Source organism: Planotetraspora thailandica (assembly GCF_016863335.1).
GTDB lineage: Bacteria > Actinomycetota > Actinomycetes > Streptosporangiales > Streptosporangiaceae > Planotetraspora > Planotetraspora thailandica.
Genome location: NZ_BOOR01000045.1, coordinates 13,901 through 38,325, shown reverse-complemented (window position 1 = coordinate 38,325; position 24,425 = coordinate 13,901). Strand labels below are relative to the sequence as shown.

The 24,425-nt window shown below is 70.8% G+C and carries 21 protein-coding genes; 9 read left to right on the top strand and 12 right to left on the bottom strand.

What is annotated here, in order from left to right:
• Nucleotides 1-102 precede the first annotated feature (102 nt).
• Entirely contained in the window at nucleotides 103-1,566 is a 1,464-nt protein-coding gene (locus Pth03_RS27200; protein WP_239119402.1) for an alkaline phosphatase PhoX, read from the top strand.
• 213 nt (nucleotides 1,567-1,779) lie between these two features.
• Entirely contained in the window at nucleotides 1,780-2,010 is a 231-nt protein-coding gene (locus Pth03_RS27195; RefSeq protein ID WP_203947241.1) for a hypothetical protein, read from the top strand.
• Nucleotides 2,011-2,027: 17 nt separating this feature from the next.
• Here the strand turns inward: Pth03_RS27195 and Pth03_RS27190 are convergent, their stop codons facing one another.
• Complete coding sequence (locus tag Pth03_RS27190; RefSeq protein ID WP_203947240.1) at nucleotides 2,028-3,191, bottom strand: alpha-hydroxy-acid oxidizing protein; 1,164 nt, start codon at nucleotides 3,189-3,191, stop codon at nucleotides 2,028-2,030.
• Between the two features lie 12 nt (nucleotides 3,192-3,203).
• Nucleotides 3,204-3,740: a DUF302 domain-containing protein gene (locus tag Pth03_RS27185; RefSeq protein ID WP_203947239.1), complete on the bottom strand. Its 537-nt coding sequence runs from the start codon at nucleotides 3,738-3,740 to the stop codon at nucleotides 3,204-3,206.
• A 245-nt stretch (nucleotides 3,741-3,985) separates the two neighbouring features.
• On the opposite strand from Pth03_RS27185, the gene Pth03_RS27180 reads away from it, so the two are divergent.
• Complete coding sequence (locus Pth03_RS27180; protein ID WP_203947238.1) at nucleotides 3,986-4,501, top strand: winged helix-turn-helix transcriptional regulator; 516 nt, start codon at nucleotides 3,986-3,988, stop codon at nucleotides 4,499-4,501.
• Nucleotides 4,502-4,563: 62 nt separating this feature from the next.
• Nucleotides 4,564-5,091 (top strand): GNAT family N-acetyltransferase, encoded by a 528-nt coding sequence (locus Pth03_RS27175; RefSeq protein ID WP_239119401.1) that lies wholly within the window; start codon nucleotides 4,564-4,566, stop codon nucleotides 5,089-5,091.
• 23 nt (nucleotides 5,092-5,114) lie between these two features.
• Here the strand turns inward: Pth03_RS27175 and Pth03_RS27170 are convergent, their stop codons facing one another.
• The 6 genes from Pth03_RS27170 to Pth03_RS27145 form a co-directional block, all read right to left on the bottom strand.
• On the bottom strand, nucleotides 5,115-5,870 hold the full coding sequence (locus Pth03_RS27170; protein ID WP_203947237.1) for a GntR family transcriptional regulator: 756 nt from the start codon (nucleotides 5,868-5,870) through the stop codon (nucleotides 5,115-5,117).
• Nucleotides 5,867-6,646: a tryptophan synthase subunit alpha gene (trpA, locus tag Pth03_RS27165; RefSeq protein ID WP_203947236.1), complete on the bottom strand. Its 780-nt coding sequence runs from the start codon at nucleotides 6,644-6,646 to the stop codon at nucleotides 5,867-5,869. The genes Pth03_RS27170 and trpA overlap by 4 nt, the downstream gene beginning before the upstream one ends.
• A complete protein-coding gene (gene trpB, locus Pth03_RS27160) occupies nucleotides 6,643-7,800 on the bottom strand; it encodes a tryptophan synthase subunit beta (protein ID WP_203947235.1) in 1,158 nt (385 codons plus the stop codon). The genes trpA and trpB overlap by 4 nt, the downstream gene beginning before the upstream one ends.
• A gap of 176 nt (nucleotides 7,801-7,976) precedes the next feature.
• Nucleotides 7,977-8,828 carry a carbohydrate ABC transporter permease gene (locus Pth03_RS27155; protein ID WP_203947234.1) on the bottom strand — a complete coding sequence of 284 codons (852 nt, stop codon included), beginning with the start codon at nucleotides 8,826-8,828 and terminating at the stop codon, nucleotides 7,977-7,979.
• A gap of 2 nt (nucleotides 8,829-8,830) precedes the next feature.
• Nucleotides 8,831-9,703 carry a carbohydrate ABC transporter permease gene (locus tag Pth03_RS27150; RefSeq protein ID WP_203947233.1) on the bottom strand — a complete coding sequence of 291 codons (873 nt, stop codon included), beginning with the start codon at nucleotides 9,701-9,703 and terminating at the stop codon, nucleotides 8,831-8,833.
• Nucleotides 9,704-9,763: 60 nt separating this feature from the next.
• Nucleotides 9,764-11,050, bottom strand: coding sequence for an ABC transporter substrate-binding protein (locus Pth03_RS27145; protein WP_203947232.1), 1,287 nt, complete (start codon nucleotides 11,048-11,050; stop codon nucleotides 9,764-9,766).
• A gap of 164 nt (nucleotides 11,051-11,214) precedes the next feature.
• Between Pth03_RS27145 and Pth03_RS27140 the strand changes: the two genes are divergently transcribed.
• From Pth03_RS27140 to Pth03_RS27120, 5 genes are all read left to right on the top strand, one after another.
• On the top strand, nucleotides 11,215-12,240 hold the full coding sequence (locus Pth03_RS27140) for a LacI family DNA-binding transcriptional regulator (protein ID WP_203947231.1): 1,026 nt from the start codon (nucleotides 11,215-11,217) through the stop codon (nucleotides 12,238-12,240).
• A gap of 76 nt (nucleotides 12,241-12,316) precedes the next feature.
• The gene (locus Pth03_RS27135; RefSeq protein WP_239119400.1) at nucleotides 12,317-13,576 is read left to right on the top strand and encodes a glycoside hydrolase 5 family protein; all 1,260 of its coding nucleotides are present in this window, start codon (nucleotides 12,317-12,319) and stop codon (nucleotides 13,574-13,576) included.
• On the top strand, nucleotides 13,567-15,993 hold the full coding sequence (locus Pth03_RS27130; protein WP_203947230.1) for an endo-beta-N-acetylglucosaminidase: 2,427 nt from the start codon (nucleotides 13,567-13,569) through the stop codon (nucleotides 15,991-15,993). The genes Pth03_RS27135 and Pth03_RS27130 overlap by 10 nt, the downstream gene beginning before the upstream one ends.
• Before the next feature lie 69 nt (nucleotides 15,994-16,062).
• The gene (locus Pth03_RS27125; protein ID WP_203947229.1) at nucleotides 16,063-20,262 is read left to right on the top strand and encodes a glycoside hydrolase family 38 N-terminal domain-containing protein; all 4,200 of its coding nucleotides are present in this window, start codon (nucleotides 16,063-16,065) and stop codon (nucleotides 20,260-20,262) included.
• Nucleotides 20,259-21,002 (top strand): DUF7158 domain-containing protein, encoded by a 744-nt coding sequence (locus tag Pth03_RS27120; RefSeq protein ID WP_203947228.1) that lies wholly within the window; start codon nucleotides 20,259-20,261, stop codon nucleotides 21,000-21,002. The genes Pth03_RS27125 and Pth03_RS27120 overlap by 4 nt, the downstream gene beginning before the upstream one ends.
• An 11-nt stretch (nucleotides 21,003-21,013) precedes the next feature.
• On the opposite strand, the gene Pth03_RS27115 is transcribed toward Pth03_RS27120, so the two are convergent.
• The 4 genes from Pth03_RS27115 to Pth03_RS27100 form a co-directional block, all read right to left on the bottom strand.
• Nucleotides 21,014-21,796 (bottom strand): DUF899 domain-containing protein, encoded by a 783-nt coding sequence (locus tag Pth03_RS27115; RefSeq protein WP_203947227.1) that lies wholly within the window; start codon nucleotides 21,794-21,796, stop codon nucleotides 21,014-21,016.
• Nucleotides 21,797-21,905: 109 nt separating this feature from the next.
• Nucleotides 21,906-23,171, bottom strand: a complete 1,266-nt coding sequence (locus Pth03_RS27110; protein WP_239119399.1) for a D-arabinono-1,4-lactone oxidase — start codon at nucleotides 23,169-23,171, stop codon at nucleotides 21,906-21,908.
• Between the two features lie 97 nt (nucleotides 23,172-23,268).
• A complete protein-coding gene (locus tag Pth03_RS27105) occupies nucleotides 23,269-23,634 on the bottom strand; it encodes a hypothetical protein (protein ID WP_203947225.1) in 366 nt (121 codons plus the stop codon).
• 65 nt (nucleotides 23,635-23,699) lie between these two features.
• Nucleotides 23,700-24,422, bottom strand: a complete 723-nt coding sequence (locus Pth03_RS27100) for an MgtC/SapB family protein (RefSeq protein ID WP_203947224.1) — start codon at nucleotides 24,420-24,422, stop codon at nucleotides 23,700-23,702.
• Between the last annotated feature and the right edge of the window lie 3 nt (nucleotides 24,423-24,425).

The window sequence follows — 24,425 nt, the reverse complement described above, 5'->3', positions numbered from 1 at the left end:
CCTTTATGTACGCATCGCGGAATTAAAAGTTCAATTCAATTGAATTGGGTTTCGTCATAAGCAAATCACTTATCTGTACTTTATGTCCAGAAAGGTGCACTTGTGACCTCTCCCATTTCCCGTCGCAATCTCCTCCGCTCGGGCGCCGTCGGCGGCCTCGGCATCGCGATCGCCGGCAGCATCGAGGCGATCGCCGGCCCGGCCGCCGCCCAGGCCGCACAGGCGGGCGCCGGCAGGGCGGTCGGCTACGGGCCCGTCGTCCTCGACCCCAAGGGCCTGCTCTCCCTGCCCCGCGGCTTCTCCTACAAGATCGTCGCCGAGGCCGGCAAGACCGTCCTCGAGACCGGTCAGCCCACCCCCAGCGACGCCGACGGCACCGGCTGCTTCCGCGGCCCGAAGGGCTTCGTGCTCGTCAACAACCACGAAATCAGCGGCGACGAACCGTACGGCGTGCCGGCCCTGCCGGGCCTGACCTACGACCCGGGCGCCAAGGGCGGCACCACCAACATCGACGTCGATAAGCACGGCAACCGGATCCGCGAGTACGTCAGCGTGGCCGGCACCCACAACAACTGCGCGGGCGGCATCACGCCGTGGGGCACCTGGCTCACCTGCGAGGAGACCGAGCAGCGCGCCGGCGGCGTCTTCCAGAAGGACCACGGGTACGTCTTCGAGGTCGACCCGTTCGACCGGAAGGCCAACCAGAACCCGGTCCCGCTGAAGTTCCTCGGCCGGTACGCCCACGAAGCGGTCGCGGTCGACCCGCACACCTCGGCCATCTACCTCACCGAGGACGCCGGCGGCCCGAACGGGCTGTACTTCCGCTGGCTTCCCCCCAAGCACTTCCACGGCCGCAAGGGCGAACTGCGCGAGCTCGCGCTCGGCAAGGGCGGCGACACCGCGGGCAAGCTGCAGGCCATGAAGTGCTCCAAGGGCGGCAAGCACATCGGCGACCTGTCGGAGGCCACCGCCCCGGGCACGCGCTACAAGGTCACCTGGGTCGACGTCCCCGACCGCGACGCCAAGACCGTCTCGGTGCGCAAGCAGTTCACCGATGACCAGATCACCCGCAGCCGCAAGCTCGAAGGCGCCTGGTGGGGCGATGGCGGCGCCTACTTCGTCGCCAGCTACGCCCGTCACGACGACGGCAGCCGCAACGAGCACGACGGCCAGGTCTGGTTCTATGACCCCGACTCCGAGACGATCACGCTCAAGACGATCTTCGGCGTGAACCCGGACCCGGAGGCGGACACCAACTACGACGGGCCGGACAACATCACCGTCTCGCCGTACGGCGGGGTCATCCTCGCCGAGGACGGCGAGGGCCTGTCCCACCTGGTCGGCGTCACCGAGGGCGGCAAGCCGTACCCGATGGCCAGGAACGAGCTGAACGACAGCGAGTTCACCGGCCCGACCTTCAGCCACGACGGGCAGATCCTGTTCGCCAACATCCAGTCGCCCGGTTACGTCTTCGCCATCACCGGTCCGTGGGGCCGTAAGGACCACGACCACCACGACGGTCACCACGACCACCACCACGACAACCACCACGGCGGCCACCGCTGATCTCCGCCTCTTCCTTCTGACGTCCTTCTGACGCGAACCGCACCGCCCCGCCTCCGGGCAGGGCGGTGTCGCGTTTCCGGACGCGCAGGGAGTCAAACCCGGCGCGGGCTCCAAAAGTCATCCCCAAGCGGGGTTATCCGAGCATCACGGTGGGGCATCGCCGTGGGGCATCGCGGGCATACGTCCGGAAATTTCTGGACTCGGGAGGATGCCATGGCTCGATCCACCGTCCCCGCACGGCCGAAGATCACGGTGCCGGTTCTCGGCACGCTCGTCATGCCTCCACCCGACCACCTCGTCTTCTACGCCGCCCTCGGCGTGCTGGGCGTACTCGAAATCGTCGAATGGCCCATCGTGCTCATCGTCGGGATGGGGCACTACCTCACGGAGCACGGCCACTCCCCCGCCCTGCGGCAGGTGGGGGAGGCCGCGGCAGCCGCGTGAGCCGGCCCCGCGCGCGGTCACGACCCGGCGAGCACGTCCGCGGTGACCTCCCGGAGGACCGGGATGCCGCACACCGTCATCGTGATGCTCAGGTCGGCGAGCAGGCTGCGGACGACATGGCGGACGCCCGCCTCCCCGGCCAGCCCGAGCCCGTACGCGTAGGGGCGGGCGAGCAGGACGGCCCGCGCGCCCAGGGCCATCGCCTTGATCACGTCGGATCCGGTGCGTATGCCGCTGTCGAACAGCACGGTGAGCCGGTCTCCCACGGCCGCGGCGACGGCGGGCAGGGCGTCCAACGCGGCGATCGCGCCGTCGGCCTGCCTGCCGCCGTGGTTGGACACGACGACGCCGTCCATCCCGGCGTCGGCCGCCCGGCGCGCGTCGTCGGCGTGCAGGATTCCCTTGAGCACGATCGGCCCGTCCCAGTGCCTGCGCAGGAACGGAAGATCGTCCCAGGTGAGCGACGGATCGCCGAATACGGCGGCCCAGGCCATGGCGGCGTCGCGCAGGTAGTGCTCGCCGACCGGATGGCCGATGGCCTTCTGGAACACCGGATCGGTGACGTAGTTGGCGATTCCGACGCCCCGCAGGAACGGCAGGTAGCTGTGGTCCAGGTCGCGGGGCCGCCAGGCGAGCGTGTGGTTGTCCAGTGTGACGACGAGGGTGCGGTAGCCCGCGGCGAGGGCCCGTTCGAGGAAGCTCTCCGCCAGGTCGCGGCCCTTCGGCCAGTAGAGCTGGTACCAGCGTCTGCCGCCCGCATTCGCCTCGGCCACCTCCTCCATCGGGTGCCCGGACGCCGTGCTGAGCACCATCGTCGTGGCGAGCCCGGCCGCGGCGCGGGCCACGGCGAGTTCCCCGTCCGGATGCATGATCGTCAGAACGCCCACCGGGCCGAGGAGCACCGGCGAGGCCATCGGCTCGCCGAACAGCTCCACCGCGATGTCGGGTTCGGTGACTCCGCTCAGCATCCTCGGCACGATCCGCCGCCGCTCGAAGGCGTCCCGGTTGGCCCGTGCGGTCGACTCGGTGCCCGCGGCGCCCGCGACGTAGCCGAACGCGCGCGGTTCGAGCCGCTCGGCGGCGACCCGCTCCAGCGCACCGAGGTCGGTCGGCAGCACCGGGAGCACGCCCCGCAGGCCGTCGAAATAGATCTCGCGCTGATATCCGGCGAGCACGCTCATGGCCGGCTCCTCTCATCGGGCGGTGAGACGGGCGGGTGGGGGCACGCCGAGGTGGTCGAGCAGAGCGGCCAGCTTGTGATCCAGCTCGAGGCCGACCTCCGCGATGCGCGGGTCGCCGAAGCTCGCGAACTGCGCGCTGGGCTGGTCCACGGAGAACCACGTCGTGCCGCGCCAATCCTCGTAGATCCCGGTGCGCAGCGGCGCGTACAGCATGATGCCGGGATGGTGGCGGAACATCCGCTGCGCGATGGTGTGGTTGCCCATCAGGTATTCGGTGCACCGCCACGTGTCACCGGCCAGGCGCATGAGCGCGGTGACGTCGAAGCTCCAGTAGACGATGAAGCCATGCGGTGCGTTCAGCGCGGTGGCCCGCAGGACGTTGTCCCAGTCGGCGTGCTCCCTCATGAGCCGGTCGAAGACCTGCGCGTCCAGCCGGGGCACCGCCCGCTCGTACCGGCTCTTGAAGTCGTCGAACGAGGCGTCGACGGCGACGGCCAGCCGGTGCACCTCGTGAACGGTGTCGATCGTCTCATGTGTGCGGGTCGTCATGTCGTCCCCCCTCACTGCCGGCGGTCCGTCGACGCCTCGGCGGGCACCGGCCGGGTGTGGTTCGTGGTGAGAGCCGGCCTGACATCGATCACCCCTCCCCTGGCCCCGCAACGCGGGCGTGGGGATCGACCGGCGGCGGCGTAGCCGCTTTCACCTGACAACTTGCAATATGCAAGTTAAGATATATCCGACATTACGCCTTGGAATTTCTCCGTGCAAGGCACCCGAGATGTGAGGGGGGCGGCGTGACGGCCCGGCCACGCGGAAAGGCGACCGGCCCCTGCCCCATCGGCCGCGCGGTCGGCGTGATCGGTGAGCGGTGGACCCTGCTGATCCTGCGTAACGCGACCTTGGGCACCACCCGGTTCGAGGCGTTCCGGTCCGAGCTGGGCATCGCCGACAACATCCTGTCCGACAGGCTCGCCCGCATGGTCGAGGCGGGCCTGCTCGCCCGGGTGCCCTACACCGAGGGCCGCCGGGTGCGGCACGAATACCGCCTGACCGACGCGGGCGCCGGCGTGCTGCCGGTGCTGCACGCGCTGGCCGCCTGGGGTGAGGAGCACACCCGCGCCGGCGAGTCCTCACCGTCCATGCGGGTGGTCCACCGGCCGTGCGGCCACGCCACCGGGCCCGGGGGCCCGCGCGCCACGTGCGACCACTGCGGGCAGCCGATCAGGCGGGACGACGAGCTGTGGGTCAGGCCCTGGCGTTCCCCCGACCCGATCCCCCTCGCCCAACCGTTTCCCTGGAAATCCCGGTAGCCTTTTGCGCCGTGATCCAGCATGTTGCCGGCGACGGACCCGAACCGTCTGCCCCCTCCCGCGTGACCTTGCGACCGTTCACCGTCCATGACCAGGACGAGTTCATCGGCCTGGTCCGGGCCAGCGCCGAGCTTCATTATCCGTACATGAACCTGCCCGCCACGCCGGAGGACTTCCAGGCCTTCATGCGGCGGTACGACGATCCGGAGGCGGCCGAAGCGCACCTCGTCTATGAGCGCGAGACCGGCGCCGTCGCCGGCTACGTCACCCTCAACAGCATCATCCGCGGGCGTCTGCAGAGTGCCGCCATCGCCTACGCGGCCTTCGCCCCGTTCGGCGGCCGGGGGTACATGTCCGAAGGCCTCGGACTGGTGGTGCGCCACGCGTTCGAGAACCTGCGGCTGCACCGGCTGGAGGCGCAGATCCAGCCGGACAACACCCGCTCGATCAAGCTGGTCCAGCGGGCCGGCTTCCGCTACGAGGGGCTTGCACCGGAGCTGCTGTTCATCGACGGCGCCTGGCGTGATCACGAACGGTGGGTCCTCCTCAACACCCTGGGCAAGCCGCATCCGAGCCTGCCCGCCCGCTGAGGCGAGCCCGCTGGACGCGCGGGCTAGCTGCTGGCGCCCCAGGTGAGGGAGAGCCCGGTGGCGGCCCGGTCGGTGCGGATCTCCATCATGCTGCCGAGGATGGTGGCGCGGTCGGCGACCACCGCGGTCGCGTCGAGCGTGTAGGTGACGCGGTCGCTGAGGAGGACCGGGCTGCCGCCGGGCTCGCCCAGGTGGGACGCGATGGCCGGGTCGAGCAGGCCGGGCCGGATCTTCTCCGACGCGCGCGCGACCGCGACCCCGCCGTCGGCGAGGGCGGCGTAGAGGGAGACGGTGGTGAAGTCCACGTCGCGGACGCGCTCCGCGGACGGCCGGCGGATCCAGGAGACCTGGTGGATCGCCGGGCGGCCGGCGAACTCACGCACTCGTTCCAGCCGCAGCGCCGTCTCGCCGGGGGCGGTGCGCAGCTGGGTCGCGACCCGTGCCGGGATCCGGTGCAAGGACTGCCCGACGACGACCGTGCGCACCTCGTGGCCTTGTTTCCGCAGGTCGTCGACGAAGCTTTGCAGGGAGCCGAGCTGGTACGTCAGGTGGGGCGGAGACACGAACGTGCCGCGGCCGGCCTGCTGACTGATCAGCCCTTCGTCGCTGAGCTGCCGAAGCGCCTGGCGAAGCGTCATGAGGGTGACCCCGTACGAGGCGCTCAGGTCGCGTTGGGACGGCAGCGCCTCGCCGGGGGCGTAGTGTCCCGCCCGGATCTTCGCGGCGAGGTCGGCGGCGATGGCGCGGTACCTCGCTTCGTGTCCGGAGTCGCGGGTCATCGTCTTTCGTCACTCTCCTGGTCCAGGGCCCGCCGCAGCGCCGTGACGTAGGTGCCGACGTCGTCCGGACCTGCCCCGTCGAGGATCCGGCGCATGATCGCGGCCCCGACGACGACACCGTCTGCGCGGCGTGCGGCTTCCACGGCCTGCTCCGGCGTGGAAATGCCAAATCCTAGCAAGACGGGAAGGTCGCCGACCTGCTTGATCCGCTCGGCCAGCGCCCCGGCCGACTCGGCGAGCGCGGCCCGTTCTCCGGTGGTGCCCATCCGGGAGACGGCGTAGACGAAGCCGCGGCTGCGACGCGCGATCTCGTACAGTCGCGGTGACGGTGTCGACGGGGAGGCGAGCAGGACCAGGTCGATGCCGGTGGCGGCGGCCGCCTCCGCGAGCTCGCCGGCCTCCTCCAAAGGCAGGTCGGGCACGATGAGCCCGGCGATCCCCGCCTGGCGCAGCGCCGCGCAGAACGCCGACGTCCCGTCGCGCAGCACCAGGTTGTAGTAGGTGCTGGCGACCAGCGGCACGTCCAGGCCGAGGCCGTCGATCTCGGCGAGGATGCCGTGGGCCGTCGCGCCACGCGCCAGCGCCGCGTCGGACGCCTCCTGGATGGTGGCGCCGTCGAGCGTGGGATCGGAGAAGGGCAGGCCGAGCTCGATCGCGTCCGCGCCGGCGGCGGCGAAAGACCGCAGGTAGCCGGTCCAGTCGTCGGTGATGCCGCCGGTCACGTACGGCATGAGCAGCTTCCGGCCGCGGTCGCGCAGCCGCCTTTCGAGGCTCATACCAGCTCCTTCAGCGTTGACATGTCCTTGTCGCCTCTGCCGGACAGGGTGATCAGGACCGTCGCACCAGGCGGCAGCTCGCCGGCCACGGCCGCGCGGATCACCCACGCGATCGCGTGCGCGGACTCCAGCGCGGGGACGATCCCCTCGGTACGGGCCAGCCGCACCGCCGCGCCCACGACCTCCTCGTCGGAGACCGTGACATAGCGGGCCCGGCCCAGGTCGCGCAGGTACGCGTGCTCGGGCCCGACCCCCGGGTAGTCGAGGCCGGCGGCGATGGAATGCGCCTCGGTGATCTGGCCGTGCTCGTCCTGCAGGAACAGCGAGCGGAAACCGTGCAGCACACCGAGCCGCCCCCTGCTCGCGCCGGCGCCGCCCTCCGCCTCGACGCCGACCAGCCGGGCGGCGGTGTCGACGAAGCCGGCGAACGTGCCCGCCGCGTTGGAGCCGCCGCCGACGCAGGCCACGACGTAGTCGGGCACGGCGCTCGCCAATGCCCCGGCGCACTGCCCGCGTGCCTCGTCGCCGATCACCCGCTGGAACTCGCGCACCATCCACGGGTACGGGGTGGGCCCGACGACGGAGCCGACGCAGTAGTACGCCTCCTCGGTGGCGCTCACCCAGTGGCGCATCGCTTCGCTGGTGGCGTCTTTGAGGGTACGGCTGCCGGCGCCGACCGTTACGACCTCGGCGCCCAGCATGCGCATCCGGAACACGTTCAGCGCCTGGCGTTCGACGTCGCGTTCCCCCATGAACACGGTCGCCCGCAGCCCCAGCAGAGCGGCGCCGGTCGCGACGGCCACGCCGTGCATCCCCGCACCGGTCTCGGCGATCAGGCGCGTCCGGCCCATTCTGGTGGCCAGCAGCGCCTGGCCCAGCACGTTGTTGATCTTGTGGGAGCCGGTGTGGGTCAGGTCCTCCCGCTTGAGCAGCAGGGTGACGCCGAGCTCCGCGGACAGCCGTGGCGCCGGCGTCAACGGCGTCGGCCGCCCCACGTGCAGGGCCAGCAGCGTCTCCAGGCGCTCCCGGAACCCTGGATCGGATCGTGCTTCCCGGAAAGCGCCCTCCACCTCCCTGCATGCCGCCACCAGCGACTCCGGCACGAACAGGCCGCCATAGTCGCCGAACCGCCCTCGCTCTGCCAGGTCCTTCATCGGACCTCCCATAGTTCTATAACTCATGTAGACAGTTCTATAACTGTTCTATTGAGTGTGCCACAGGGGGTCCCGGCAGCGCCGTCACAGGCGCGGCGAAAGGCCGGGATCGCGCCATCGGAGGCGACTGCGATCCCGGCCTGGACCTGCTTCAGACTGACGTACGGACAACGGGGCTAGCCCTTGATCGCGCCTGCGTCCACGCCCTTGAAAAAGAACCGCTGGAGCAGCGCGAAGACGACGACGATCGGCAGGAAGGCGATCATCGTGCCCGCGGCGATGAGGCGCGGGTTGGAGCTGAACGTGCCGTTGAGGTACTGCAACCCGACGGTGAGCGTGTACTTGTCCGGATCGGTCAGCACGATCAGCGGCCACAGGAAGTCGTCCCACGCGAAGATGAACGAGAAGATCACGACGACGCTGAGCATGCCCCGCACGTTGGGCAGGCCGATGCGGATCAGGCGCTGCCAGGCGGTGGCGCCGTCGATGATCGCGGCGGCGTCGACGTCGGCCGGGATCGAGAGGAACGCCGTGCGCATCAGCAGCACGTTCAGCATCTGAATCGCCCCCGGCAGCGCGACGCCGATCAGCGTGTCGGCGAAGCCGAGCCCGCGCACGATGACGTACTGGGAGATGATCGTGACCTCGCTCGGCAGGATCAGCGTCGCGAGGAAGAGCCCGAGCACCAGCTTCGAACCCCGGAAGCGCAACTTGGCCAGCGCGAACCCGGCGAACGTCGCCCCGATCGCATTCCCCAGCACGACCAGGACGGCGACGATCAGCGAGTTGCCGGCGTACGACCAGACGGGAATCGTCTTGGCGACCTCCGCGAAGTTCGACAACGTCGGGTGCTGGGGGATGAAGGTGGGCGTCTGCGTGAAGACGTCCTCGCTGACGCTCTTGAGAGACGTGGAAAGCTGCCACAGGAACGGGCCCACCGTGATGACCAGCACGACCAGGAGAAGGGCGTATCGGACCACCTTCTCCGCCGGCGAGATCGAGTTGAACCCGCGACCACTCCGGGCCATCGCTACGACTCCTTCCGGTTGAGCCGTGCCAGGAACACCATCGGGCCGACCGTGACGACGAACAGCAGGACGCTGAGCGCGGAGGCGTACCCGAGATGCCCGGTGAGGCCCTGGCCGTACAGCTGGATGAGCATCACGAGCGACATGTCGCGGCCGCCGGGTCCGCCCGTGCCGTTGGACAGGACGTAGAGCTCGGAGAAGACCCGCAACGCGAAGACCGAGATCAGCACCGAGATGAGCAACATCGTGTTGCGCACGCCGGGCACGGTGACGGAGAAGAACCGGCGCACGGGCCCGGCCCCGTCGACGGCGGCGGCCTCGTGGAGCTCACGGCTCACGTTGCCGAGCGCCGACATGTAAATGATCATGTAGTAGCCGAGGCCCTTCCAGACGGTCAGGCTGATCGCGCTGAGCAGCAGCAGCCAGCGGTCGGAGAGGAACGGCAGCGGCTCGCTCAGGAAACCGAGCCCTTCCGCCATCCCGTTGATGACTCCCCGGTCGTTGAGCAGCCAGCCCCAGATGAGCGCGACCACGACCGCCGAGGCGAGCACGGGGGTGTAGAACGCGATGCGGAAGAAGGCGATCCCGCGCAGCTTCTTCTCGACCAGCACCGCGAGCAGGAGCGGCAGCAGCGTCAACAGCGGAACGCAGACCACCATGTAGACGATGCTGTTGATCAGCGCGTCCACGAGCTGCTGGTCGTCGAACATGCGGGTGTAGTTGGCGAAGCCGACGAACGTCCCTCCGCCCAGCGGCTTGGCGTTGGTGAACGACAGGATCAGCGTGTTGATCGCCGGCAGGGCGTTGAAGACCACGAGCCACACCGCCGCGGGGGCGATGAGCAGCCATGGGGTGAACCAGCGCTTGTGTGTCATTTCATCTCCTGCGCGCCGCGTACGGGGACCCCGGGCCGGGCCCCCGTACGCGGCGTCACATCAGCCGTTGAGCAGCTGGTTGCACTTGGCCACGGCGTCGTCGAGCGCCTTCTGCGACGGCTCGTCGCCGTTGATCGCGAGGGCGAACTGCTGGTCGATGAAGTCGGCCATCGCCTGGGTGACCTGGACGGGCTGCAGGATCTTCGCCGTGGAGAGCGAGTTGAACGCGATCACCTTGGCGTCGCCGGAGTTCGTGCCGTCGCTCTTGCTGAAGAACGGGTCGTCCGCCGAGGCCTTGGTGCTCGGGAAGATGTTGACGAGGTGCGCGAAGGCTGCCTGGTTCTCCGCGCTGGTGACCCACCGGGCGAGCGCGATCGCGGCCGGAAGGTTCTTGGTCGACTTGGAGATCGACAGGCCCTGGACGTAGAGCGGCGGGGTGCCGAACGCCTGCGACGGCACGACCTTGGGCGCGAGCGTCGGGTTGCCCTCGGCGGCGAGGCTGGTGATGTAGTTGCCGCCCGCGGTCGTCCACGCCACCGTCTGGGAGTTGAACAGCTGCGTGTTGCCGGCGTACTTGGTGGTCAGCACGTCACGCGGCATCAACTTGTCCTTGAAGGCGTCGCGGTACTTGTCGAGGATCGCGGCCGCCTCGGGGGTGTTGAAGGTGAAGCTCTTGCCGTCCGGCGACATGACCGGGACGCCGGCGTTGGTCAGGTCGATAAGAGTCGGCTTGCGGCTCATGAGGTAGACCTTGCCGCCGGACTTCTCCGTCACCGTCTTCGCCGCGGCGATCAGCTCGTCGAGCGTGGTCGGCGGCTTCTTCGCGTCGAGCCCGTACTTCGAGAGCAGCTCGGAGTTCCAGTAGTTGACGTCGGTGTTGAGGTACCAGGGGTAGCCGTACACGCCCTCGTATCCGGCGTATTTGTAGCCGTCGACACCTCCGGGGACGTACTCCTCGGTCACCTTCGGGTCGGCCGTGGCCACGTCGAGGAGCAGGCCCTGCTTGACCAGCGGCAGCGCGAAGTCAGGCGGCAGGTTGGTCACGTCGGGCAGAGTGCCGCCGGACGCCTGGCTCAGCACCTTCTCCGCGTAGCCGTCGCCGGGCTGGTCGAGCCATTCCACCTGGACCCCGGGGTACTTCTTCTCGAACGAGTCGATGACGCCCTGGACGTAGTCGGTGAACTTCGGCTTGAGCGCCCACGTCTGCAGGCTCACCTTCCCCGTCACTGCGCCCGAGGCGCTGGCGGTGGGGGTTCCGCTCGACGTGTCGGCGCCTCCGAGCCCGCATCCCGCGAGCGACGCCAGCCCTGCCACGACGGCGGCCAGCTTTATCCCGTATTTGCGCATCACTTCTCCCGCAGACGACCGGTTACTAAACCGCTCTAGTGAACGGGGACTATCCACCCCACTAGACTTCGTGTCAAGGGATGCCGCGATCCGCCGACAATCCTCTTGGCGCAGGGGTTCGGGGCGACGTGCCGATGACCTGCAGGAACGAAGAAAGGCACACCGTGGCGCGACCGACCATCGAGGACATCGCCCGACGCGTCGGGGTCTCCAAGGGCGCGGTCTCGTTCGCGCTCAACGGCCGGCCCGGGGTCAGTGAGGCGACCAGGGCCCGCATCCTCAAGGCCGCCGAGGAGATGAACTGGCGGCCGCACACCGCCGCGCGCGCCCTCGGCGGCGCACGCGCGGGGGCGGTCGGCCTCGTCATCGCCCGCCCGGCCCGCACCCTCGGCGTGGAGCCGTTCTTCGCCCAGCTCCTGTCCGGCCTGCAGGCGGGCCTGTCGGCCCAGTCCGTGGCCCTGGAACTGCTGGTCGTCGAGGACACCGAGGCCGAGATCGAGGTCTACCGGCGGTGGGCCTCCGAACACCGCGTCGACGGCTTCATCATGGTCGACCTGCAGGTCAAGGACCCGCGCGTGGAGATCGTCGAGAGTCTGGACGTGCCCGCCGTCGTGCTCGGCGGGCCCGGAAGGCACGGGTCGCTGCCCAGCGTGTGGGCCGACGACCGGGAGGCGATGTTGTCGATCGTCGACTACCTCGCCGCGCTCGGCCACCGGAGGATCGCCCACGTCGCGGGCCTGCCGGCCTTCCAGCACACCCAGCGGCGCATGCGCGCCCTGCGCGACTCGGCCAGGCGGCTCGGCCTTGCCGACGTCGTCTCGCTGCCCACCGACTTCAGCGACGCCGAGGGCGCCACGACCACCCGGATGCTGCTGTCGCGGCCCGGCCGGCCCACGGCGATCGTCTACGACAGCGACCTCATGGCCGTCGCCGGGCTGGGGGTCGCCGCCGAGATGGGCGTGGCCGTGCCCGGCGAGCTGTCGATCGTGGCGTTCGACGACTCGGTGCTCACCCGCATCGTGCACCCCGCGCTGACGGCGCTGTCGCGCGACACGTTCGCCCTCGGCACCGAGGTGGCCGAGGTGCTGCTCGGCATCATCGGCGATCCGGGGCTGCGCAGGGACCACCGCACGCCGACCCCCCGGCTCGTGGTGAGGGAGAGCACCGGGGCCCCGCCCTTGGCAGGATAACTAAAACGGTTTAGGCTGCGTCCGGTCCAAGCGCTGGGGGGAGGACCGCCCGGCGCCACCCGCAGCCGGAGGACGAGTGACACCCCAACCGCCAGGCCTGACCACCCCTTTGCGTTTCGGCGCGAACTATGTGCCCTCGTCGGGCTGGTTCTACAGCTGGCTCGACTTCTCGGCCGACGCCGCCCGGCGCGACTTCGCCGACCTGGCGGGAATCGGGCTCGACCACGTCCGCGTCTTCCCGATCTGGCCGTGGATCCAGCCCAACCGGACGCTGATCCGGCAGCGTGGCATCGACGACCTGCTGGCCCTGATCGACGTGGCCGCCGAGTTCGACCTGGACGTCTCGGTCGACCTGCTCCAGGGCCACCTGTCCAGCTTCGACTTCCTGCCGTCGTGGGTGCTCACCTGGCATCGGCGCAGCCTGTTCACCGACGCCGCCGTGCGCGACGGGATCGTCGCCTACGTCGACCGGCTCACCCGGGCCGTCGCCACCCGCGGCAACGTGTTCGCGGTGACGCTGGGCAACGAGGTCAACAACCTGTGGCCGTCGAACGCCACCACCCCCGAGGCTTCCTCCGCGTGGGCCGCCGAACTGGTCGAGGTCGCCCGCAAGGCCGCCCCCCACCTGCTCAGCCTGCACTCGCTCTACGACGGCAGCTGGTACGAGCCCGACCACCCCTTCCACCCGGCCGACAACGTCGGCATCGGCGACCTGACGACGGTGCACTCCTGGGTGTTCAACGGCGTCTCCGGTATCGACGGCCCGCTCGGCCCGGCCACCGTCACCCACGCCGACTACCTCGTGGAGCTGGCGGCGGCGACCTCCGCGGACCCGGCGCGGCCCGTCTGGCTGCAGGAGGTCGGCGCGCCCCGGCCCGACATCGGCGAGCAGGACGCGCCCGCGTTCGTCCGCGGCATGCTCGACGCGGTCACCGCCAACCCCGCCCTCTACGGCGTCACCTGGTGGTGCTCGCACGACCTCGACCGCGGCCTGGCCGACTTCCCGGACCGCGAATACGACCTCGGCCTGTTCACCGTCGACCACGCGATCAAGCCGGCGACCCGGGAGCTCGCCGCGGTCGTCGCCGAACAGCGCGCGAACCGTACGGCTCCCGCATCGCGGCCGGCCCTCGTGTGCGACGTCGACCTGCGCACCCAGCCCGAGCGGCGGGGCGAGGTCGCCCCCGGCAGCCCCTTCCACCGCGAGTGGGTGCGGCTGCGCCAGGCCGGTCCGCTCGCCATCGTCGGCGCGGCGCACGCGGCCGACCCCACCTACCTTCTCGCTCGCGGAATCGGCAGTGTCCTGACCCCCCCAGGAGATCTCGTATGCGATTAAGAGTCATTCCCGCGCTGTGCGCGGCGGCGATGGCGACGGCGTTCTTCACCGTGCCGGCCGGCGCGGAGCCGCTGCCCGACGCGGCTCCGGCCGCCGCGACCGGCGGCCAGCCGCACGCCTCGTACTGGTATCCCGACACGATCCTCGACTGGGACCCGGCCACCGACCCCGACGCGCGGTTCAACCGGTCGAGCGTCCCGCTGCAGCCGCGTACGGCCGACCCCGCCCTCAAGTCCAACGCGAACGCCCACGCGGGCGAGGGCCGCGTGGCGTCCCTGGTCTCGTTCGCGCCCACCTCGGGCAACCCGTCCCAGGGGTCCCTCGACGCCAACTACTACGCCTTCGGCTACTGGCAGTACGTCGACACGCTCGTCTTCTGGGGCGGCTCGGCGAGCGAGGGCCTGATCCTCGCCCCGAACGCCACGGTCATCGACGCCGCGCACCGCAACGGCGTCAAGGTGTACGGCAACGTCTACCTCCCTCCGGCCGCGTACGGCGGGCAGCTGCAGTGGGTGCGCGACTTCGTGCAGCAGTCCGGTTCCGCCTATCCCGTCGCGGACAAGATGGCGCAGGTCGCGAAGTACTACGGGTTCGACGGCTGGTTCGTCAACCAGGAGACCGGCGGCGGAGACGCCGCCCTCGCGACCTCGATGCGGGAGATGATCAAGTACGCCCGTGCCGAGCACCCCGACGTCGACTTCATGTGGTACGACTCGATGACGGAAGACGGCGCGGTGTCCTGGCAGAACGCGCTCACCCCGGCCAACGACTCGTTCCTGTCGGACCCGTCGCCGGTGTCGAACTCGATGTTCCTCAACTTCTGGTGGTCCGCCGCCGGTCTCGCCTCCTCGCGCGCCAACGCGCAGGCGCTCGGGCGCAGCGAGTACGACCTGTACTCCGGCATCGACACCGAGGCGAACGGTTACAACACGTCCGTGAACTGGAACGCCTTGTTCCCGGCGGGACAGCCGCACGTCACGTCGCTCGGCATCTACCGCCCGGAATGGACGTGGAAGTCCTCGACGAGCCGGGCCGACTTCTACGCCAGGGACTCCCGCTACTGGGTCGGCGCCAACGGCGACCCGTCCGACACAACGACCGCCTCGTCGTGGAAGGGTCTGTCCACCTACATCGCCGAGTCGACGCCGGTCACCTCCAAGCCGTTCGTGACCGGGTTCGACACCGGGCAGGGTGACTTCTACAACGTCGAAGGTACGCGGGTGCGCACCGGCGGGTGGAACAACCTGTCGCTGCAGGACGTGCTGCCGACCTACCGCTGGATCGTGTCGTCGGACGGCACCAAGCTGAAGCCGTCGATCGACTTCGGCGACGCCTACAACGGCGGATCGTCGCTCCGCCTCACCGGAAGGCTCGACGCCACCAACACCGTGCGGCTGTACGAGACCAAGCTGCCCGTGACCCGCCACACGAAGTTGTCGGTCGTCCTCAAGACCCCTGCGGCGGGCCCGACCGACCTGAAGGCGGCCGTCTCCTTCACCGACGCGCCGACCGAGTTCACCACCCTCGACCTCGGCTCGACCAGCGGGAACGGCTGGGAGAAGAAGACGCTCGACCTGTCGGCGTACGCCGGCAGGACGATCGCGCAGATCGGCCTCCAGGCGTCGGCGCCGACCGCCGTGGACTCCTACGACGTGCGGATCGGCCAGATCGCCGTGTACGACGGCCCGGTCGAGCGCCCGGCGCCGCCCACCGGGCTGACCGTGGACGGCACGACGGACGTGTCGCCCCTCAGGAAGTCGCTGCGGCTTTCGTGGCGGCCCTCGGCGCACGGGTCGGTGCACCACTACGAGGTGTACCGGCGCAACCCCGACGGCACGCGGACCTTCCTCGGGGCGACCCCCAACACCGTCTACTACGTGCCGCGGCTCGACCGCGTCGGCACGGAGACCAAAACGAAGATCGAAGTGCTGGCGGTGTCGACCGAGTTCGGCCGCTCCCCCGCGACGCCGGCGAAGGTCGCCTGGTCGGGTGACGTGCCGTCCGAGATGAACCTCATGCAGGACGCCACGGTGACGTCCTCCAGCCAGTGCGCGGCCGGCGAGGGGCCCGACAAGGCCGTCGACGGCAACACCTCCACCAAGTGGTGCGCGCTGACCGCGGACAAGTGGCTGGAGGCCGACCTCGGGTCGGTCCGGTCGCTCAACCGGTTCGTCGTCGATCACGCGGAGACGGGAGGCGAGTCCCCGTCGTGGAACACCGTCGACTTCACCATCCAGGTCCGTTCCTCGACCTCCGACCCGTGGACCACCGTCGCGACGGTCACCGGCAACACCGCGGCGACCACCACCCACCCGGCCTCGGTCAGCGCCCGATACGTTCGTTTGAACATCACCAAACCGACGCAGAATTCTGATCCGGCCGCCCGCATCTACGAATTCGAGGCCTGGGGCGCCTGACGCGCCCTACCGATACCCGTCGTTCCTCCGGAGGCGACTCCGGAGGAACGCGATAGAAAGGACCACGCAGTGCCGGTGACCATCACGGCCGTAGAATCCACCGACCTGTTCGTCGGCACCGAGGACGCGCCACGTCAGGTGCTCCGCGTCGTGCTCGAGGGACCGCCCGCTCGCGTCTCCGTCACCGGGCCCGGGATCACAGGTGAGGCCACCGGCACCGGAGTGGTCGAAGTGCCGCTCGACGTCGCCGATCCCGTCCCGGGGGCCGAGATCGCGGTCACCGTGACCGCCGGCGAGGCGAGCACCGAGGCCACCTTCACTGTGGCCGAGCCGGGCTGGACGATGTTCCTGGTGTCCCACTTCCACTACGACCCGGTCTGGTGGAACACCCAGGCGGCCTACACGTCGCCGTGGGAGCTGCTGTCCGGCGACGCGACCACCCGCCCCCTGTGGGAGCGCAACGGCTTCGCCCTCGTGGACGCCCACCTCGACCTGGCGCTGCGCGACCCGGTGTACAAGTTCGTGCTCGCCGAGATCGACTACCTCAAGCCGTACTTCGACCTGCACCCCGAGCGCCGCGCCGACCTGCGCCTGCTCATGGAGCGCGGCCAGGTCGAGATGGTCGGCGGCACCTACAACGAGCCCAACACCAACCTCACCGGGGCCGAGACGACGATCCGCAACATCGTCTACGGCATCGGCTACCAGCGCGACATCCTCGGCGGCGACCCCCAGACCGCCTGGCAGCTCGACGTGTTCGGCCACGACCCGCAGTTCCCCGGCTACCTGGACGCGGCGGGGCTGACCGGCTCGGCGTGGGCGCGCGGGCCGTTCCACCAGTGGGGCCCGATTCAGAAGAACTTCCGCGAGGCCAAGAACGACGCCACGGTGATGCAGTTCCCGAGCGAGTTCGAGTGGATCTCCCCCTCCGGCCGCGGGGTGCTCACCCATTTCATGCCGCACCACTACTCCGCCGGCTGGTGGATGGACTCCTCTGCCGATCTGGAGACGGCCGAGCGGGCCGTCTACGAGCTGTACGCCCGGATCAAGCCGGTGGGGGCCACGAAGAACCTGCTGCTGCCCGTCGGCACCGACTACACCCCGCCGAACAAGTGGGTCACCGAGATCCACCGGTCGTGGGCCGCCAAGTACGTGTGGCCGCGATTCGTCTGCGGCACCCCCCGCGACTTCCTCGACGCCGTCCGGGCCGAGCTGGAGGAGACCGGCCGCCGCCCGTCGCCGCAGACGCGCGACATGAACCCGATCTATACCGGTAAGGACGTGTCGTACATCGACACGAAGCAGGCCCAGCGGGCGGGCGAGGTCGCCGCCGTCGACGCCGAGAAGCTCGCCACGCTGGCGTCCCTCGAGGGTCTGGGCTCCTACCCGGCCGCCGCGCTCGACAAGGTGTGGCGGCAGCTCGCCTACGGCGCCCACCACGACGCGATCACCGGCTCGGAGTCCGACCAGGTCTACATCGACCTGCTGTCCGGCTGGCGGGAGGCCCACGATCTGGCCGCCGCCGTACGTGACGCCGCGCTCGACGCGCTCACCGGGCAGATCGACACCACCGGCGAGGGCGTGCCCCTCGTCGTCGCCAACACCCTGTCGTTCGACCGCTCGGCCCTGGTCGCCGTACGGCTCCCGCAGGATGTCGAGGGCGGCCGCGTGGTGGACGACGCGGGCGCCGAGGTCGCGTCCGTGACCGACCGGGGCACGCTGCGGTTCTTCGCCGAGGACGTCCCGGCCATGGGCTGGCGCACCTGGCGGCTGCTGCCGGGGACGTCCGCCGCCGAGCCCGCGTGGGCTCCCGCGGATGACTCCGTGATTGAAAACGCCCGCTACCGGGTGACCGCCGACCCGGCCAGGGGCGGCGGCCTGACCAGCGTGTACGACAAGGTGTCCGGCCGCGAGCTGATCCGCGACGGCCACGTCGGCAACGAGCTGCGCGTCTACGAGGAGTATCCGGCGCACCCCGACTTCGGCGAGGGGCCGTGGCACCTGGTGCCGAGCGGTCCGGTCGTCGGGTCGTCTGGCGCCTCCGCGACCGTGCGCGCCGAAACGAGCCCGCTCGGCTCCCGCCTGGTCATCGCGGGCACCGTCGACGGCCTCGGATACGAGCAGACCATCACGGTGTGGCACGGGGTCGACCGGGTCGACTGCCGCACACGCGTGGTCGACTACGCGGGGGCCGACCGGCTGCTGCGCGTGCGCTTCCCCGTCGACGTGCCGGGCGCGCTGCCGGTGAGCGAGGTGGCCGGCGCCGTCGTCGGCCGCGGCTTCGCGCTGCCGGACGTGGACGCCGCCGAGGCGCCCTGGACGCTGGACAACCCGGCCAACACGTGGTTCGGGCTCAGCTCGACCGCCCGTGTCTCGCTGACCGACCCCGACGGCACGCCGCTGGGCGACCGGGCGCTCGGCGTCGCCGAGGTGGTCGTGCCCGCGTCTGCCGACGCCGCCGGCGTTCGCGACCTGGTGGTCGCGCTGGCCAAGGTCGGCGTGACCGCGACGACCGCGAACGCCGACTGGGCAAGGTACGGCTGGCTGGACGTCGACTCCAACCTGCCGGACTTCCGCATCCTCGTCGGTGGGCCCGAGGTCAACGACGCGACGCGGGAGCTGCTCGAGCGGGCGGGCGGCGGCTACGCGAGCACGCTGGCCGCGCACGGCCGGGTCTGGGTGCCTGCCGACAAGCCTCTGCACGAGGTGTGGCAGCCGAACGCCGACCTGCGTGATCTGAGGGCTCTGCCCGCCCTCGTGGTCGCGGACCCCGAGTCCGTGGTGGAGGATCTGGCCGACGCCCGCGTGTCCGCCGTGTGCCCGGAGCCGATCCCGGCGTCCGAGGTGCTGACCGACCACACGGTCGCGCTGCTCACGTACGGCCTGCCCGGATTCGCGGTCGACCCGACCGGGGCGCTCCACCTGTCCCTCATGCGCTCGTGCACCGGCTGGCCGTCCGGCGTGTGGATCGACCCGCCCAAGCGCACCGCGCCCGACGGCTCGGCGTTCCAGCTCCAGCACTGGACGCACGAGTTCTCCTACGCGCTGGTCTCCGGCGACGGCGACTGGCGGGCGGGCACGCTCCCCGCGCAGGGCCAGGAGTTCAACCACCCGTTGTACGCCCGGGTGGCCGGCTCGCACGGGGGGCCGCTGCCGGCCACCCGGTCCTACCTCCGCGTCGAGCCTGCCCGCGAGGTGCTCCTCGGCACGGTCAAGCCGAGCGGCTCTCCGATCGCCGCCGGTTCGGCCGCCGAGCAGGACCCCACGCACGGTGTCACGCTGCGGCTGGTCGAGTCGACCGGCCAGGGGTCGGCCGCGACGCTCGCCGGGACGTTGGCCTTCACCGGCCTCTACACCGCCGACCTGCTGGAACGACGGGGAGAACCGCTCGGGGAGACGATCGAGCTGGCGGGCAGCGAAGTGGCGACCGTCGTCGGCGTGCCGGCTTCGGCCCGCCGCGGAGGGGAGCCGCTCGGCCCCTCGGCCGAGATCGCACAGCCGGTGCACTCGCGGTACTGGCTGCACAACCGCGGCCCCGCCCCGATGGGTTACCTGCCGGTCTCCGTCGCCGTCTCTCCGGGCCTCCTGCGCACGGAGGGCGAGCCCGTCGAGGTGTCGGTGGTGATCGCCTCCCAGCTGCGCGACGCCGCGGTGGAGGGAGTCGCCGAGCTGATCGCCCCGGAGGGCTGGACGGCCAACCCGGCCCGCCGGCCGTACCGGCTCGAGGCGGACGGCCACGTGCGGTTCCCGGTCACGCTGACGCCGGAGGCCGGAGCCGAGCCGGGGCTGTACTTCCTCGCGGCGCGCATCGAGGAGGACGGGCAGGCCGTCGAGGACGTGGCGACGATCGCGATCGGCGACCTTCCCGAGCTGCCGGTCCCCGGTGAGAAGCCCGAGGACGAGTGGGCCGCCTGGGCCGGGGGCACGAAGGCCACCACGGCACGGGAGACGGGTCTCACGGTCGACGTGGTCGCCACGTCGGTCCGGGTCGCTCCCGGCGGCCACGCCTCGCTCGACGTGACGCTGTCCAACAGCACCCGGGGTGAGATCCGCGGCGAGCTGCAGGTGGTCTCGCCGTGGGGCTCGTGGGAGGCCGTCGCCGCGCCGGTGCGCGGGTTCACGCTGGCCGCCGGCGCGACGGACACGGTGACGTTCGACGTGACGGTGCCGCGCGACGCCGACCCCGGGGCCTATTGGGCGCTGGCCAAGGTGATGTGGTTCGGCCGCTGCCAGTACGCACCGACCGTCGAGCTGGTCGTGGCCCCGTGACATCCAGCGAACACCTGCTGGGGGTGCTGGACGGGCGGCCTGTGCCGCGCGCCGGCCTCGACCGCCGCCTCGCCGCTCTGCGCGGCGGGCCGCGGTCCACGGCGCTGCCCGAGCCGGGCAGCGCCGAGGACCGGCAGCTCACCCGGTGGGTCGCCCAGGTGATGCTCACCGAGCTGCTGTGTGAGGCGGTGGCGGCGGAGCGCGGACTGGACGTGCCCGCTTTGGATGCGGCCGCCCCGCCGGTGCGGCTGGACCAGCGGGCCGCCGTGGAGCTCGGCTCGATCACCGCCGCCGCCTTCGAGGGCAGCGCCGCCGTACGGGCGGTGTACGCGGCGGTGACGGCCGACGTCACGGTCCCGGACGAGCAGGCGGCGGCCTACGCGGAGGCGACGGCGAGGCCCGCCGCGGAGGCGGAGTGGCGGCTGGCCACGCCGGACGGCGAGTTCGACGCGGCCCCCTCCACGCTTCCGGCAGGGCTGGCCGCGGCGCTCACCGAGGCGGGGCCCGGGCGGACGGTGACCGCGGGCGGCGTCACCGCGACCCTGATCGAGATGCACGCCAGGGTGCACGACGGGGCGCGCGAGCCCCGGCCGCTGCCGGAGGAAGGCCTGCTGGGTTCGGCGCGGCGGGTGGCGTTCGTGCGCTGGCTCGACCACGCGCGGGCGCACCGGCTCCGGCTGGTGCCGGGCCTGGAGCATCCCGGAGACCCCGCCCAGCCGGACAACCACCACAAGCACTGAGAGAGCGGGACTCAGTGGTGGTGGCCGTGCCGGCCGAGGGTCTCCACGGGGGTCGCGCCGGGGCGGGTCCACTGCGGCACGGGGCGGCTGGTCGGGCCCCAGGTGGCGTTCCCGTCCGCGTCCGAGCGCCAGTACCAGCACGCGCTGCGCCCCTCGGGCCGGCCCTCCGGGTTGTCCTCCCACGCCTCGCCGCGGCCGTGGGGCGTCATGTCGAGCAGGCCGAAGGACCCGTTGACCGGCTCGTTGCCGCGGCCCGTCGTGGAGTAGGTGAGGAACACGCGGTCGCCGTCGCGCAGGAAGCAGGTGATGGAACCCATGCTGCCGCCGACCGGCGCGTCCACGCCGCGCACCGAGTACCAGGGCTGGGTGTAGCCCATGAACTCGACGTAGGAGGCCACCTCCTCCCACCGGCCCGTGGTCAGGATGGCGAATGAGACGCCGCGGGCGTTGAGGTAGACGGCGTCCTTCAGGTGCCAGGCCGCAGTGGTGCAGCCCTCGCACTGCCCCTGGTGCGGCGCGCCGTCGTGCCACATGTGCTTGTAGACCACGAGTTCGTCGCGGCCCTGGAACAGGTCCAGGAACGGGACCGGGCCGTCGGGTCCGACGACCTCGACCGTCCCGTCGAACTCCACCATCGGCAGCCGGCGGCGAGCCGCGGCGATGGCGTCGCCCTCGCGGGTGTGGGCCTTCTCGCGGACCAGAAGCTCGTCACGGGCGGCCTGCCAGGTGGCCAGGTCGACAACGGGCGGGCGGCCGGGCAGCGCGGTGGTCGGATCGTCCGGCGTGGTCGTCATGGTGTCCTCCGTAATGTCTCGTGCCGGGCAGCGTCGTACGACGCCCTACGACACCAGTACAGACCCGCGACCCGGCCGGAACTCATCGCGGCAGGGGGTGATTTCTGAGTCAGGCGTCGAGCACGTACCTCCGCACGAAGGCGTTGGCGAACGTGCCCGCCGGGTCGAGGTCGCGCGCGAGCCGCTGGAAGTCGGCCAGGCGGTCGTAGCGGGATCGCAGGGTCTCCGGCTCGACGGTGAAGAGCTTGCCCCAGTGCGGACGGGCCGCGAAGGGCGCGAGCCGCTCCTCGATCATCGTGAGCACGGGCCGTACGGCGGCCGGGTCCTTGACCCAGGTGAAGTGGAAGGCCACGGTGTCGCGTCCCTGGCTGGGGCTGAGCCACAGGTCGTCACCGGCGATCGTGCGGATCTCGGAGATCTGCAGCACCGGGGCGATGTGCTCGCGGATCCCGGCCAGGGCGTGCAGGGCCTCCACGGCGTGCCGCCGGGGCACCATGTATTCCGCCTGGAGTTCCTCGCCGCTGCTCGGCGTGAAGTCGGGCCGGAAGTGCGGGAGCCGTTCGAACCAGGGGCCGGGCACGCCCGACTGCGTCGTGCAGGCGTCGGGGGCGACACCGGGCACGGGGTGGCGCGGGCCGTCGGCCGGCGTCGCTCCGAACAGAGTCGCGGGCGGCTCGGCGGCGCCTTCGTCGAGCCGCTGCTTCACCCACACCTGGTTGATCCGCTGGTTCCGCCAGTCGGTGAACAGGCTGACGGTGTAGGCGGAGGAGACGACGTCCTCGAAGTGCTCGTCGAGGACCTCTCCCGGCAGCCCCTCGTAGACGTACTGCCGCATCTCGAAGGCGGGTTGCACGTCCAGGGTCACGCTGACGACGACGCCGAGCGCGCCCAGTGCGACGACGGCCCCGGGGAAGGTCCCGGGGTCCTGGTCGCGGCGGAGGGTGACGAGTTCGCCGTCCGCGGTGACCATCTCGATCGCCGCGACCGCCGTCGCCAGCCCGCCGTTGCCGTCGCCGGAGCCGTGGGTGCCGGTCGCGATGGACCCGGCGACCGAGATGTGCGGCAGGGAGGCGAGGTTGTGCACCGCGTAGCCCTTGTCGTGCAGGCGCCGCCCGAGTTCGGCGTAGCGCACGCTCGCGGCGACCTTGACGGTGCCCGAGGCGGTGTCGATCTCGACGTCGTGCGGCAGGTTCTCGAGGGAGACCAGGGTCCCGGTGGTGTCGGCGATGTCGTTGAAGGAGTGGCCGCTGCCCAGCACCCGGACGGCGGAGCCGCGTCCCACCAGGGCACGCAGCTCCGCAATCGAGGACGGCCGTTCGGCGTGCCCGGCCTGGAAGACGACGTTGCCCGCCCAGTTCGTCAATGAGCTCGTCACTTGAGGATTACCCCGATCAGTGCACATGCCGGATTAGTTGGTACATGCACCTTAAAGGTAAAGGGTCATGCGATCATGGGCCGTCCCCCTCTCGGGCTCAGCGCTCCCAGGGGGCGGTGTCGCCGAACTTGGCGTAGTACCTGGCGAGATGCGCCTTAACCCGCGGAATGTCCTTCTGCGGGAGGTCCACCCCGCCCCTGGCGCCCTGCACGATGCCGCCCGCCGACATCACCGCGCGGGGCACGACTTTCAGCTTGCCGCCGACGACGTCGGCGATCAGCAGCTTGTATCCGGTGAAGTTGCCGGGGGCGTCGCCGTCGTACCAGACGTGCGCGTCCCGGTAGGCCGCGTTGGGAGCGTCCTTCGCGTGCGCCCAGGCCCGGACCCGCTGCTCTGCGGCGTCCCCGTCCCATTCCCGGTCGCGGCGGGCCACGGGCAGATCGTGGTATCTGGTCACGGTCATGATCGGCTCCTTCCGATGCTCTCTCCTGCCCGCGTACCCGTGGTCAGCGGCCTAAACGGAAGGCGTCACGGGAGCCGGAGGTCGGGGTCTTCGGCCGCGGCGGTCAGCACCCCGTCGATCTCGGACAGGGCGGCCGTGAGTTCACTGACCGGCGCCGCGCCCGTCACTGTGAACCACACGGTGACGACGGGCGGCTCCCTCTCCTGCTCGCGCTGCTCCACCGACAGGTCGGTGACGGTGAAATCGTGTTCCGCGCACTGAGCCAGCGCCGCCCGCAGAGCACCCCGCTTGTCGAGATACGTCAGCCGCATCCGCGTCGCCGTGTGCTTCGACCGCGGCAGGAGGGCGACCAGCGGGGGGAAGGCGAACACCACGAGGTAATGCGCGGCCGTCACCACGATCGCCAGCAGCCACAGCCCCGCCCCCGCCGCCATGCCGACTGCGGCGGTCAACCAGACGACGGCGGCGGTGGTCAGCCCGCGCACGGCGTCTCTGCGCACGAAGATCAGGCCCGCGCCGAGGAAGCCGATGCCGGAGACGATCTGGGCCGCCACCCGCGACGGGTCGAGCACCACGTGGTCGCCCAGCACATCGGTGAAGCCGTATTTGGACACCAGCATGATCAGGGCGGCGGCGACCCCGACGACCGTGTGCGTGCGCAGCCCCGCGCTCTGCTGCCGCAACTCCCGTTCCAGCCCGATCGCGGCCGACAGCACCAGCGCCAGAGCCAGCTCCGCGATCTGGATCCAGCCCTGACCTGCCGTTTCGCCGAAAAGAGCCAGTGCCATCAG